The 13,003-nt window shown below is 68.3% G+C and carries 12 protein-coding genes; all 12 read right to left on the bottom strand.

All coding sequences use genetic code 11. The features are described from left to right. Window positions 1-14 precede the first annotated feature (14 nt). Window positions 15-758, bottom strand: coding sequence for an RNA polymerase sigma factor FliA (locus QE373_RS08055; protein WP_042613866.1), 744 nt, complete (start codon window positions 756-758; stop codon window positions 15-17). After that, window positions 755-1,642, bottom strand: a complete 888-nt coding sequence (locus QE373_RS08060; protein ID WP_057508264.1) for a MinD/ParA family protein — start codon at window positions 1,640-1,642, stop codon at window positions 755-757. Before QE373_RS08060 ends, QE373_RS08055 begins: the two co-directional genes overlap by 4 nt. Next, window positions 1,629-3,476: a flagellar biosynthesis protein FlhF gene (gene flhF, locus QE373_RS08065; RefSeq protein ID WP_309685330.1), complete on the bottom strand. Its 1,848-nt coding sequence runs from the start codon at window positions 3,474-3,476 to the stop codon at window positions 1,629-1,631. The genes QE373_RS08060 and flhF overlap by 14 nt, the downstream gene beginning before the upstream one ends. A gap of 149 nt (window positions 3,477-3,625) precedes the next feature. Continuing rightward, window positions 3,626-5,728, bottom strand: coding sequence for a flagellar biosynthesis protein FlhA (gene flhA / locus QE373_RS08070; RefSeq protein ID WP_057508262.1), 2,103 nt, complete (start codon window positions 5,726-5,728; stop codon window positions 3,626-3,628). Continuing rightward, window positions 5,725-6,870 (bottom strand): flagellar biosynthesis protein FlhB, encoded by a 1,146-nt coding sequence (flhB, locus tag QE373_RS08075; protein WP_309685333.1) that lies wholly within the window; start codon window positions 6,868-6,870, stop codon window positions 5,725-5,727. The genes flhA and flhB overlap by 4 nt, the downstream gene beginning before the upstream one ends. Window positions 6,871-6,972: 102 nt before the next feature. Next, the gene (locus QE373_RS08080; protein WP_309685335.1) at window positions 6,973-9,069 is read right to left on the bottom strand and encodes an EAL domain-containing protein; all 2,097 of its coding nucleotides are present in this window, start codon (window positions 9,067-9,069) and stop codon (window positions 6,973-6,975) included. A 244-nt stretch (window positions 9,070-9,313) separates the two neighbouring features. Further along, window positions 9,314-10,105 carry a flagellar biosynthetic protein FliR gene (gene fliR, locus QE373_RS08085; RefSeq protein WP_309685337.1) on the bottom strand — a complete coding sequence of 264 codons (792 nt, stop codon included), beginning with the start codon at window positions 10,103-10,105 and terminating at the stop codon, window positions 9,314-9,316. A gap of 10 nt (window positions 10,106-10,115) precedes the next feature. Then, window positions 10,116-10,385 (bottom strand): flagellar biosynthetic protein FliQ, encoded by a 270-nt coding sequence (locus QE373_RS08090; RefSeq protein ID WP_042615527.1) that lies wholly within the window; start codon window positions 10,383-10,385, stop codon window positions 10,116-10,118. A gap of 57 nt (window positions 10,386-10,442) precedes the next feature. Beyond that, window positions 10,443-11,213 carry a flagellar type III secretion system pore protein FliP gene (gene fliP / locus QE373_RS08095; RefSeq protein WP_057508270.1) on the bottom strand — a complete coding sequence of 257 codons (771 nt, stop codon included), beginning with the start codon at window positions 11,211-11,213 and terminating at the stop codon, window positions 10,443-10,445. 28 nt (window positions 11,214-11,241) lie between these two features. Further along, on the bottom strand, window positions 11,242-11,652 hold the full coding sequence (gene fliO / locus QE373_RS08100; RefSeq protein WP_309689648.1) for a flagellar biosynthetic protein FliO: 411 nt from the start codon (window positions 11,650-11,652) through the stop codon (window positions 11,242-11,244). A gap of 2 nt (window positions 11,653-11,654) precedes the next feature. Beyond that, window positions 11,655-11,990 (bottom strand): flagellar motor switch protein FliN, encoded by a 336-nt coding sequence (gene fliN, locus QE373_RS08105; RefSeq protein ID WP_042615526.1) that lies wholly within the window; start codon window positions 11,988-11,990, stop codon window positions 11,655-11,657. Next, complete coding sequence (gene fliM / locus QE373_RS08110; protein ID WP_309685342.1) at window positions 11,987-12,994, bottom strand: flagellar motor switch protein FliM; 1,008 nt, start codon at window positions 12,992-12,994, stop codon at window positions 11,987-11,989. Before fliM ends, fliN begins: the two co-directional genes overlap by 4 nt. Window positions 12,995-13,003: the final 9 nt, after the last annotated feature.

Consider the following 13,003-nt stretch of genomic DNA (forward strand, 5'->3'; position numbering starts at 1 on the left):
TTCCTCTTGGGTACTTACGCTTCCAGGCCCGCGTCAACGGCCTCGAAGGTTTTCAGGCGGCCACGCAGGCGCAATACCGCCTGGCCATGGATCTGGCAGACCCGCGACTCGCTCACGCCGAGCACTGCGCCGATCTCTTTAAGGTTGAGTTCCTGTTCGTAATACAGCGACAGCACCAGCTGCTCGCGCTCGGGCAGGTGGCCGATGGCCTTGCCCAGTTCGCTGCCGAACTGGCTGCGTTCGAGCACCTGCTGCGGGGTCGGGCCGCCCTGGGCGATGGTGTCCAGCTCGCCCTGGTCTTCGATCCGTGATTCCAGGCTCAGCACCTGGCCGCGCGAGGCATCTTCCATCAGCCGCAGGTAATCCGGCAGCGGGATGTCCATCGCCGCGGCGACTTCGGTGGCCGATGCGGCGCGGCCGCTGGCCTGTTCCAGCCGGCGGATGGTCGCGGCGGCGTCGCGGGCACGGCGATGCACCGAGCGCGGCACCCAGTCGCCACGGCGGATCTCGTCGATCATCGAGCCCCGGATGCGGATCGAGGCGTAGGTTTCGAACGAAGCGCCCTGGTCGGCGTCGTAGCTGCGCGAGGCCTCGATCAGCCCCATCATGCCGGCCTGGATCAGGTCGTCGACCTCCACGCTGGCGGGCAGCCGGGCGGCCAGGTGATGGGCGATGCGGCGCACCAGGTCCGAATGCTGGTTGATGCATTCGGTTGCCGCGGTGCGCTGTACTTCGCGGTACTGCGCTGCGCCTTTCATGCGACCACCCCGCGCTGCTTGAGGATGCGTTCGAGGAAGAACTCGACGCCGCCGCGTGGCTCGGTCGGGGCCTGCCAGCGGGCGGTGCGGCGGGCGATTTCGTTGATCGCCAGGGCCGATGGGCTGGACGGGTAGGCCTTCACCACCGGCTGCTGGCGCTGCACGGAAAGGCGCAGCCAGTCATCCTGCGGCACGCAGCCGAGGTAGTTCAGCGACACGTCGGCGAGGAACTTTTCGCAGACCCGGCTCAGCTTTTCATACAGCACGCGGCCTTCGTTCGGGTCGCGCACCATGTTGGCCACCACCTGGATCCGGTCCACGCCGCGTTCGCGCGACAGCACCTTGATCAGGGCGTAGGCATCGGTGATCGACGCCGGCTCGTCACACACCACCACCACGGTGTCCTGGGCGGCCTGGCAGAAGGTGAGGACGCCATCGGTGATGCCGGCGGCGGTATCGACCACCATGACATCCAGGTCGCGCTCCAGTTCGGAGAACACATTGACCAGGCCGACATGTTCGGCCGGGGCCAGTTCGGCCATGTGCCGGCGACCGGACGCGGCAGGCACCACCAGCACCCCGTTCGGGCCTTCGATGATGACTTCTTCCAGCGTGCAGCGGCCGGCGATCAGGTCGGCCAGGGTGAACTCCGGCTTCAGCCCCAGGATCACGTCGATGTTGGCCAGGCCGAGATCGGCGTCCAGCAGCAGCGTGCGTTTGCCCATGCCAGCGAGCGCCACGGCCATGTTGGCCGAAACGTTCGTCTTGCCCACGCCGCCCTTGCCGCCGGTGACGGCGATGGTGCGGACCGGGCCCAGCGGCTGGCTGCGGGTGGCCGACAACGGGAAGGCGGTGGTCAGCTTGGCGTACTCACGCGACGGCATGGTTCAACTCCGGGTTGCAGGGCATATCGGCCGCGCGGCGCAAATCTTCAAGGCGAAGTACGAGATTGGCTGCACTGGCCCGGTGCAGGTCTTCGGGAACGTCCTGGCCGTCGGTCACCCAGGTGATCGGCAGGCGGTGGTCGACGGCCACCGACAAGGCGGTGCCGAAGCGGCCGGTTTCGTCCAGCTTGCTCAGCACCACGCCCTGCAGGTTGGCGGCACTGAAGCGGCGCACCACTTCGTCCATGTCGCCGAAACTGGTGTTGGCCGGCAGCACCAGCAGGGTGCTGACCTGGCGTGCGGCACGCAGCCACTGCAGCTGCGAGGCCAGGGTGCGGTCGCGCGGGCCGACGCCGGCGGTGTCGATCAGCACCAGCTTGTAATCCTTCAGGCGCTCCAGCAGCTGGTCCAGGTCGGTCCCGCTGTTGGCTTCGTGCACGGCGATGCCTAGCTGGCGGCCGAAGCCGTACAGCTGCTCGCGGGCACCGATGCGCGCGGTATCGGTGGTGACCAGGGCGACGTCGCGCGGGGCGTGGGCTTCGGCGAAGCGCGACGCCAGCTTGGCGATGGTGGTGGTCTTGCCGGCACCGGTGGGGCCGACCAGCGCGATCACGCCGCCGGCTTCCAGCGGGTCGACCGGCGAGATCGGCAGCTTGCGCGACAGCAGGCCAAGCATCAGGCCGCGGCCACGGTGGGCTTCGGTGTCCAGCGGAATCTGCAGCACCACGTCGCGGGCGATGCCGGCGTCGAAGCCGTATTCGTCCATCAGGTCCAGCGCGGTGGCACGCACCGGGTTGCCGCGCAGGCGCTCGTCGGTGAAGCGGTGCATCTCGCGTTCGATGACCTGGCGCATGCCGGCCACTTCATTGCGCAGGTGGCGCATCTCTTCATCGTCGCGGGCGATGACGGTGAGGGTAGGGGGCGCAACCACCGGCGCCGGCGGCGGCACGATCTCGGCCAGCTGGATCGCGGGAGCCGGTGCGGATTCCGCCGTGCACGGCTCGGCGCTGGTGGCCAGGGGCAGCGCCGACCCATGGTCGGCGAGCGAAGCGGGCCGTGGACGTGCCGATTCGGCCGGGCACGGCTCGGCGCTGGCGGCAGCGGAGATGTCCGCCACGGAAGTGACCTCGTCCAGCTCCGGCACCTGTGCGGCAAACGCCATCGGCAGCGGCGGCGGCAGCACCGCCGGCGCGCGCAGGACCGGTGCGGGAACGCGCGGTTCTACGGCCACGGCCGGCGGTGCCACTTCGAAGGTTTCGTCTTCCACCCAGGCGCGCGGCAGCGCCGGCGCCGGGCGGCTGGCGGCCATCCGCGGCGCATCGGCCGGCGGCTGCACGAAGGGAGCGAAGATCTGCTCCGGCAGCGCCGGTTCGTTGACGGCGGGCGGCGACGGGAACCGGGCGAGGCCACCGGCGGCCCGCGCCAGGGTGGCGGCGAAGCCTTCGCTGCCACGACGCGGCACGCCTTCGTCGGCGCTGTTGAGCGTGCGGCCGGTGGCACCGACGGCCGCACGTGCCAGCGCGGCGACTGCCGAAGTGGTCGCGGCCACCGGTTCGACGTCCTGTTCCGGCGTGCGGCGGCGGGTCATCGCCGCGATCATCGCATCGGCGGCAGTGCGCGGACGCGGCGCCGGGGCCGCGGCCGGGGCGCTGTCCTTGCGTGCGGTTTCCAGGGCGCGCTGCACCACGCTTTCGTCATAGTGCGCGGCCGCCACGATTTCCACGCCTTCCTCGATCCGCCGGTTGGACAGGATCACCGCATCGGGGCCGTGTTCCTTGCGTACCAGGTTCATGGCCGAGCGCATGTCGGCGGCGACGAATCGTTTGATTTTCATGCTGGGGTACCGGGACGGATTCGTTTCAGGGGCAGGGGATCGCGGGTGGTCGGTGGTCAGCACGGTGCGGGGTCCCCTTCGGTAATGGGTGGATCAAGACGTTGCAATGGCGCTGCTGTCGGCTTTCCGCCACCGGGTGGGAGCGCGCATCAGCTGATGGTGCCTACCAGCTTCAAGCGCTTGTCCTCCGGGACTTCGCTGTAGGCCAGCACCGACAGCGAAGGAACGCTGTGGCGGACCAGTCGCGCCAGTGCGGCACGGACCGGGCCGGGTACCAGCACCACGGCGGGCTCGTTGCGGGCTTCCTGCTTGCTGACACAGTCGGCAAGGCTCTGGTGCAGCCGTTCGGCGAGTCCGGGTTCCAGCGCAGCGCCGTTGCCCTGCGTGGACTCCTGCAAGACGCGTTCCAATTGCGGGTTGAGGGTGAACACCGGCAGCTCGGCGGACATGCCGGCGATCTCCTGCACGATGAAACGGCCCAGCGTGTTGCGTACCGCCGCGGTCAACGTGGCCGGGTCCTGGCTGGACGGTGCGGTCTCCACCAGCGCCTCGGCGATCTTGCGCAGCTGGCGCACCGGGATGCGTTCGACCAGCAGGTTCTGCAGCACGCGCACCACCACCGACAGCGGCAGCGCCTTCGGGGTCAGGTCTTCGACCAGCTTCGGCGCGCTCTTGGCCAGGTTGGCCAGCAGCTGCTGCACCTCTTCATGGCCGAGCAGTTCCGGGGCGTGTTCGCGGATCAGGTGCGACAGATGGGTGGCGACCACGGTAGCCGGGTCGACCACGGTGTAGCCCATGGTCTCGGCGTGGGCGCGCTGGTGCGGCTGGATCCAGGTGGCATCCAGCCCGAAGGCGGGATCCTTGCCGGCGATGCCGTCCAGCTGGCCCAGCGCGCTGCCTGGATCGAGCGCAAGCTCGCGGTCCGGATGGATTTCGGCGGTGGCCACCGGCACGCCGTGGATCAGCAGCCGGTAAGCGGTGGCGGGCAGTTCCAGGTTGTCGCGGATATGCACCGAGGGAATCAGGAAGCCGATGTCCTGGGTCAGCTTGCGGCGCACGCCCTTGATGCGCGCCATCAGTTCGCCGCCCTGCGCTGCGTCCACCAGCGGGATCAGCCGGTAGCCGACTTCCAGCCCCAGCGGATCGACCGGGCGCAGCTCGTCCCAGGTCAGTTCGGCGGTCGGTGCGGGCGCTGCGGGGCGGCCCAGCGCATCCATCGCCGGGGCCGCTGGCGCGTCGGTGGCCTGCGCCTGCACCAGCTGGCTCTTCTTCCAGATCTTCCAGGCCAGGAAGCCGAGTACCGCCGCCAGCGTCAGGAAGGCGACGTTGGGCATGCCCGGCACCAGGCCGACCACGCCGATGATGCCGGCGGTGATCGCCAGCGCACGGTACTGGCCGAACACCTGGCCCATCATCGCCTGGCTCATGTCCTGCGAACGCGAGGCGCGGGTGACCAGCATGGCCACCGCGCTGGACACCAGCAGCGCCGGCAGCTGCGCCACCAGGCCGTCACCGATGGACAGCAGGGTGTAGGTCGCCGCGGCATCGCCGAAGGCCATGTTGTGCTGGAGCATGCCGACGGCCAGGCCGCCGATCATGTTGATGAAGAGGATCAGGATGCCGGCGATCGCATCGCCGCGGATGAACTTGCTGGCACCGTCCATCGCACCGTAGAAGTCTGCTTCCTCGCGGACTTCCTCGCGGCGCAGCTTGGCCTCTTCGCGCGTCAACAATCCGGCATTCAGGTCGGCGTCGATGGCCATCTGCTTGCCGGGCATGGCGTCCAGGATGAAGCGGGCGGTCACTTCTGAAACGCGCCCGGCACCTTTGGTGATCACCACGAAGTTGATGATGGTCAGGATCGCGAACACCACGATGCCCACCGCGTAGTTGCCGCCGATGACGAACTCACCGAACGCGGCGATCACCTTGCCGGCTGCTTCGTGGCCGTTCTGGCCGTTGAGCAGGATCACCCGGGTGGAGGCCACGTTCAGCGCCAGCCGCAGCATCGTGGTGACCAGCAGCACGATCGGGAAGATGGTGAAATCCAGCGGCCGCTTCACGTAGACCACCGCCAGCAGCACCATCATCGAAATGGCGATGTTGAAGGTGAACAGGGCATCCAGCACCGGCGCGGCCAGCGGGACCACCACCATCGCCAGCAGGGCCATGACGATCAGCGGCGCGCCAAGACCCTGGCGGATCATCGCCAGCAGGCTGCGGGTGTTGAGCCCTCCGGCCTGCGCGCTCATCGACGGGCTCCATCAGCCGGCGCGCCAGGCGGGTGTTCGGCCACGTCCACGTAGGGCTGGGCCGGCATCGGGCCGCCGCGCCAGCTGCGCAGCTGGTAGACATAGGACAGCACCTGGGCAACGGCCGAATACAGTCTCACGGGGATTTCCTTTCCGAGTTCCCCTTCCCTATACAAGGCGCGTGCCAACGGCGGCGCGGAGACGATGGCGACCTTGTTGCCTTCAGCGATCTTGCGGATGTGCAGGGCGGTTTCATCAACGCCCAGGGCCACCACGGTGGGCGCGCCCATCTTGCCGCCTTCGTACTTCAGCGCCACCGCGTAGTGGGTCGGGTTGACCAGCACCACGTCGGCGGTCGGCACCGCTTCCATCATCCGGCGGTTGGCCATCTGGTGCTGCATCTGGCGGATGCGCCCCTTTACTTCCGGGCTGCCTTCGCTCTCCTTCATTTCCCGGCGCAGCTCTTCGCGGGTCATCTTCAGCTTGCGCATCCAGTTCCAGCGCTGGTACGGCGTATCGATGGCGGCCAGCAGCAGCATCGCCACCGCCGTGCCCAGCAGCAGCTTCAGGGTGAAGCCCAGGCCGCGCACGATCGCGCTTTCCAGGGGCAGGTGCAGCAGGCCGCGCAGCAGGTCCATGCCGCCCCACATCACGATGCCGGCGCCGACGCCGACGAAGGCCACGCGCAGCAGCGACTTGGTGAACTCGGCGATGGCCTCCGGACCGTACAGGCGCTTCAGGCCGGAGGCCGGGTTCATCCGGGTGAAGTCCGGCATCATCGCCTTGGCCGACCAGCGCAGGCCGCCCATCACCACCGGCGCCAGGAAGCTGGCCAGCAGGCAGACGATCAGCAGGGGCGCGGTCACCAGCAGCAGTCGCAGGAACAGGTCGCCGACATGGCCGAACAGCTCCATGGGGTGCTGGCGCAGGGCCAGGTCCGGCTTCAGTGCCTGCTTCATCCAGTCGACGGCGCCCGCGGCCAGGCTGCCGCCGGTGGCCATCACCGCCAGCACGCCGCCGCCGAACACCGCAGCGGTCGCCAGCTCGCGCGAGCGCGGCGTGTTGCCTTGTTCGCGGGCTTCGCGCAGGCGTTTTTCTGTTGGTTGTTCGGTCTTTTCGCCGCCGTCTTCGTTCTCGGACATCGCGCGCAGGTCTCAGAGGATCACCGCCTGCGTGCAAGATCCGTGCCGCGCCCCGCGCCCCGCGCCCCGCGCCCCGCGCAGCGTGCACTCGGCCGGTCGGGCTCAGCCGGCGATCCTGGCCGCTGGCCAGGCATGCAGCTGCTCGAAACGCGCTGCATCCACCGGCCGACCCAGCAGGTAACCCTGCAGGTAATCCACCCCCAGCTCCCGCAGGCAGTCGCGCTGGGCGGGCGTTTCCACGCCCTCGGCGACGATGTGCATGCCCATCGCATGGCCAAGCGCCACGATGGAGGCGATGATCAGCCTGTCCTCGCGGGAGCCGGGCAGGTCGCGGATGAAGGCATGGTCGATCTTCAGCTCGGTCGCCGGCAGGCGCTTCAGGTAGACCAGGCTGGAATAGCCGGTGCCGAAGTCATCGATGGAAATGCCGACGCCCAGCGTCGACAGGGCCTTGAGCAGCGCGGCGGTGGCGGCCGTGTCCTGCATCAGAGCGCTTTCGGTGATTTCAAGGACCAGCTGATGGGCAGGCAGGCCGTGCCGGGCCAGGGCATGGGTCACATCATGTTCCAGCCGGGGCGCATTGAACTGCAGCGCGGACAGGTTGACCGACATCGACCAGTCCGTGTGTCCCTGCCGGTGCCACGCCTGCAGCTGGCGGCAGGCCTCGTCCAGCGCCCAGCGCCCCAGTTCGCCGATCAGGCCGGAACGCTCGGCCAACGGGATGAACTGGTCAGGCGGCACCAGCCCGCGTTGCGGGTGGTTCCAGCGCACCAGCGCTTCGGCGCCGCTGACCCGCTGCCGGGCCATATCCAGCTTGGGCTGGTAATGCAGCACCCATTGTCCAAGACGGCTCGCCTCGCGCAGTTCGGCAAGCAGGGCGAGCTGGTGGCCGCCGCCGCCGCCCATGCCTTCTTCATAGATCACATGCCGGTTGCGGCCGGCCGCCTTGGCCTGGTACATGGCGGCGTCGGCGCAGGCCATCAGCTGCCGTTCGGAGCTCGCATGGTCCGGGCACAGGGCGATGCCGATGCTTGCCGTAACATCCAGCGGATGGCCCTCCACCAGGATGAAGCCGGTGGCTGCCTGCATGCGCTGGGCCAGCGCGGTGATGCCGGCCACATCGTCAACGCGTGCCACCAGCACGAATTCGTCCCCGCCCAGCCGGGCCAGCAGGTCGTCCGGGCCCAGCAGCGCGCGGAAGCGTTCGCTGACCGCCACCAGCAGGGCATCGCCGGTGTGGTGTCCGTAGACGTCGTTGACCTGTTTGAAGCCGTCCAGGTCGACGAACATCAGCGCGAAGCGGCGCGCGGTCTGCCCGGCCAGCAGCAGCTCCTGTTCGATGCGCTTCTGCAGCAACCGACGGTTGGGCAGGTGGGTCAGCGGATCGTGCAGCGCTGCCCGCGTGAGCTCGGCCTGGGCATCGTCCAGGCTGTTGCTGAGGTCATCGTTGCGCATGCGCAGGCGGTGGGTCTCCAGGCGCTGTTCCATCCAGGCCAATCCCAGTGCCAGGCCGAGGATCAGCACGGTGACCGCGCCCACCAGGACGGCCAATGAACTGGCGGGCAGGTCGTCGGCGCCGAGCGCGCCGCAGACGCTGCCTGCAGGAAAGCGCGCCGCCGCCATGCCGGCGTAGTGCACGCCGCAGATGCCCGCGCCCAGCAGGCAGGCCGCGCCCAGCCCCAGCACGGTACGCCCGGAGTGGCTGCGCAGCCGGAAGGCGATGAACAGGGCGCACCAGCAGGCGGCGAATGCGATCAGCAGCGAGAGTGTGACGAAGCCGTGGTGCCAGTCGATGTCAGGCTGCATGTTCAGCGCCGCCATGCCGATGTAATGCATCGAGGCGATGCCGCTGCCCATCAGCAGCGCTCCGCCGACAAGGCGGGCGTGCGGCAGGGTCGGCAGCGAGACCAGCCAGAGGGCAAACACCGAAGAGCCCACCGCGACCGCAAGCGAGGCCAGCGTCAGCAGCAGTTCGTAACCCAGCGGGATCGGCAGGGAAAACGCCAGCATGCCGATGAAGTGCATGGACCAGATACCCAGCCCCATCGCAGAACCGCCACCGATACGCCACGTCCAGGCGGCTGCATTGCCGACCGCGCGCGCGGCGCGCGCGGCCATCATCAACGCAGTGAACGATGCCAGCGCCGCGACCAGGAACGAGGCGGCGACCAGAAACCCATCATAGCTACCCGTCAGCATTGCCGACCTCCGCATTCTCACGCCTGTCCGGACGATGGGGTGCCTGGAGGTTGCGCGGACGGCGTCCCATGCAGCGTGCGCGCCCGTGTCCCACCCTTGGCATCCCGACTTGAAGCTCCTGCTGCAGAATCTAGCGTGTCCTGACGTGGTCGCACATGTGCCGTCCAACGCATCCGGTGTCGGAATGATCTCCGTCTGCGCGGGGTGTGTTCCGATACGTCACGCGCTGCGTCTCGTTTCCGCCTCAGCGCACCACCGCGCCTGCGGCCTCGAACGCGGCGTCGAACAGGCGTTGCGCCGGGGGGCCCATTTCGCCAGCCAGTACCGCAAGCAGCGCCAGGCCGAGCAACAGGGAAACCGGCAGGCCCAGCTGGATCGGATTGAGCGCGGGCGCGGCACGGGCCAGTGCACCGAAGGCCAGGTTCACTGCCAGCATCGCCACGATCAGCGGCAGGGCCAGCCCCACGCCACCGCGCAGCACGGTCAGCAGGAATGTCGGCGCGACGCCGACCAGCGCGGCCGGGTCGGGCAGGGTGGTGCCGATCGGCAGGGCGCGGTAGCTGTCCACCAGCAGCGAGATCAGTGCCAGGTGGCCATTGGCGGTGAAGAACAGCAGGCCGAACATCAGGTAGAACCACTGCCCGATGACCCCTGAACTGCCGCCGCGCATCGGGTCGGCCATCTGCGCGAAAGACAGGCCGGTGCCTTGGGCGATGAGCTCGCCCGCCAGGGCCCCGGCTTCGAACACCAGCCTGAGCATGAAGCCGATGGTGATGCCGATGACCAGTTCGCGGAAGATGGTCAGCACGGTGGCCGCATCGAAGCCGACCCAGCTGGGGACCGGCGGCAGGATCGGCGCCAGCGCGATGGCCAGCGTGGCCGACAGCAGCAGCTTGATCCGTGACGGCACCGCGCGGGTGCCGATCAACGGCATCGCCATGATCATCGCGCCCAGCCGCAGCAGGGTCCACAGCGTGTCGCCGATCATCCCGAACGCCTGCAGGCCGTCCGCTGCCATCTGGGTAGCCGGATCCATCGCCGCCGGCCTAGCCGATCAGGTGCGGAATGCGCTGGAACAGCAGGATGGTGAACTCCACCATGTGCCCCAGCAGCAGGCTGCCCAGCGCGAACAGCACGGCGGTCAGCGCGGCCGCCTTGGCCACGAAGGCGATGGTGGGTTCGTTGAGCTGGGTGGCGGCCTGCACCACGCCCACCACCACGCCGACCACCAGCACGGTCAACAGCAGCGGGCCGGCCACCCACAAGGTGGCGATCAGTCCGCCACGCAGTTCGGTCAAGGCAAGTTCGGGAGACATCGGGGTTCCGTCAGGTAACGTTTCTGGTCGCCCCGAGCGTGCTCGAGGGCTCGCGCATCAGGCGGGATTGAAGCTGGCGGCCAGCGTGCCGACCGTGAGTACCCAGCCATCCACCAGCACGAACAGCAGGATCTTGAACGGTGCCGACACCAGCATCGGCGACAGCATCATCATGCCCATCGACATCAGCACGCTGGCCACCACCAGGTCGATGATCACGAACGGGATGAAGATCAGGAAGCCGATCTCGAAGGCGGTCTTCAGCTCACTGGTGACGAAGGAGGCAACCAGCACCGGGAACGGCACCGCATCCGGGCTGGCGTAGGTGCCATGCCCGGCGATGCCGGCGAAGGTCATCAGGTCGGTTTCGCGGATCTGCGCCAGCATGAAGCCGCGCAGTGGCTGGGTGGTCAGCGTCCAGGCGGTCTGGAAATCGATCTGGCCATCCAGGTAGGGCGCCATGCCGGCGCTCCAGGCCTTGTCCCAGGTCGGCAGCATGATCATCGCGGTCAGGAACAGTGCCAGCCCCAGCAACACCTGGTTGGACGGGGTCTGGCCGGTACCCAGCGCCTGCCGCAGCAGGGCCAGCACCACGATGATGCGGGTGAAGGCGGTCAGCACCAGCAGCATCGACGGGATCAGGGTGATCGCGGTCATCAGCAGCAGGGTCTGCAGCGGCAGGCTGACCGGTTGCCCACCGATGCGGCCGACGTTGACGTCCGGCAACGGGGTGCCCGGTGCGCCCGGCGCGGCGAACGCCAGGGCCGGCAGCAGCATCAACAGCAGGGTCAGCCAGGGCAGCCAGCGGGCAGTGGCCAGCGTCGGCATGGCGGGCGACTTCGACATCAGGCGCATCTCAGGAATCCTTGCGCAGCCGCTGCTGCAGCAGCTGGGCGAAATTGGGCAGGTTCTTCAGGTCCGGCACGCGCATCGGCGTCGGCGGTGGCAGCGGTTCGGCCAGGGTCTGCAGCTTGCTGATGCCACCGGCGGTGACGCCGAGCAGGATCTGCTCGCCGTTGACCTCCAGCACCACCACGCGCTCCTTGGCGCCGACGGCGATGCTGGCGACCAGCTTCAACCCTTCGGCCTGGCGGAAGCTGCTGCCGGGCATGCGCTTGAGCAACCAGCCCAGGCCGACCACCAGCGCCAGCACCAGCAGCAGCGCCAGCACCGCGCCGAACAGGCCCGGGGTGGACGGTGCATGCTGGCCGACCAGCGGCGCGGCGGCCTTGCTGGCCGCCTGGCTGGTGGCAATGAGCAGGGACAGGCTCAACGCAGTCTCCGGATCCGTTCGCTCGGGCTGACCACGTCGGTCAAACGCACGCCGAAGCGGTCGTTGATCACCACCACTTCGCCATGCGCGATCAGCGTGCCGTTGACGAACACGTCCAGCGATTCGCCCGCGCCGCGTTCCAGTTCCACCACCGAACCCTGGTTGAGCTGCAGCAGGTTGCGGATCGGCAGGCGGGCGCGGCCGACTTCCAGCGACAGGGTCACCGGCACGTCCAGGATCACGTCCAGGTTGAGGTCGGCACCGGTCGCCTCTTCGGCCTGCAGGGCTTCGAACTGGGCGGCGATGGCTTCTTGGCGCTCGGTTTCATTCATTTCGGTTCTTCCTGGATGACCGGGACGCGTGGACGCGTGCCCGGCGGATGGGTAGCGGTGATCTTCACAGCGTTCATGCCGTTGGCCACGCCGAAGCTGCCGGTGAACACCGGGATGTCCTCCACGCAGATCGGCACGTGCTGCGGCAGCTCGATCGGCAGGATGTCGCCGACCTTCATGCGGGTCAGCTCGCGCAGGCTCATGCGCTTGGTGGCCAGCACGCTGGACAGGGTGACTTCGGCCACGTTGAGCTGTTCGCGCAGGGTCTGGCCCCAGCTTTCGTCACGGTCGTTGCGGTCACTCTGGATGCCGGCATCGAGCAGTTCGCGGATCGGCTCGAGCATCGAATAGGGCAGGGTGACGTGGATGTCGCCGCCGCCGCCATCGAGCTCCACGTGCAGCCGGCACACCACCACGTACTCGCGCGGGGTGACGATGTTGGCGAAATGCGGGTTGATTTCCGAGTTGATGTACTCGAATTCCACGTCCATCACCGGCGCCCACGCTTCGCGCAGGTCGGCGAAGGTCTGCTTCAGCAGCAGGTGGATCACGCGCATTTCGGTGGCGGTGAACTCGCGGCCTTCGATGCGGGTCGGGTAGCGCCCGTCGCCGCCGAAGAAGTTGTCGACGATGGCGAATACCAGGGTGGGTTCGAACACGATCAGCCCGGTGCCGCGCAGCGGCTTGAAGCGGATCAGGTTGAGGTTGGTCGGCACGTACAGCGTGTGCATGTAGTCGTTGAACTTGACCAGTTCGATGCCGCGCACCGACAGCTCGGCCGAGCGCCGGATCAGGTTGAACAGGCCGATCCGCCACAGGCGCGCGAAGCGCTCGTGGACCATTTCCAGGGTCGGCATGCGACCGCGGATGATGCGGTCCTGGCTGGCGAAGTCGTAGTTGCGGGCTTCGCCCGGAACCGCGCCGTCGTCGTCGGTTTCCACCGCGCCGCTGTCCACGCCATGCAGCAGGGCGTCGATTTCATCCTGTGACAGCAAGTCGTTCATCAGGCGCCC

Source organism: Stenotrophomonas sp. SORGH_AS_0321 (genome assembly GCF_031453215.1).
Classification (GTDB): Bacteria; Pseudomonadota; Gammaproteobacteria; order Xanthomonadales; family Xanthomonadaceae; genus Stenotrophomonas; species Stenotrophomonas chelatiphaga.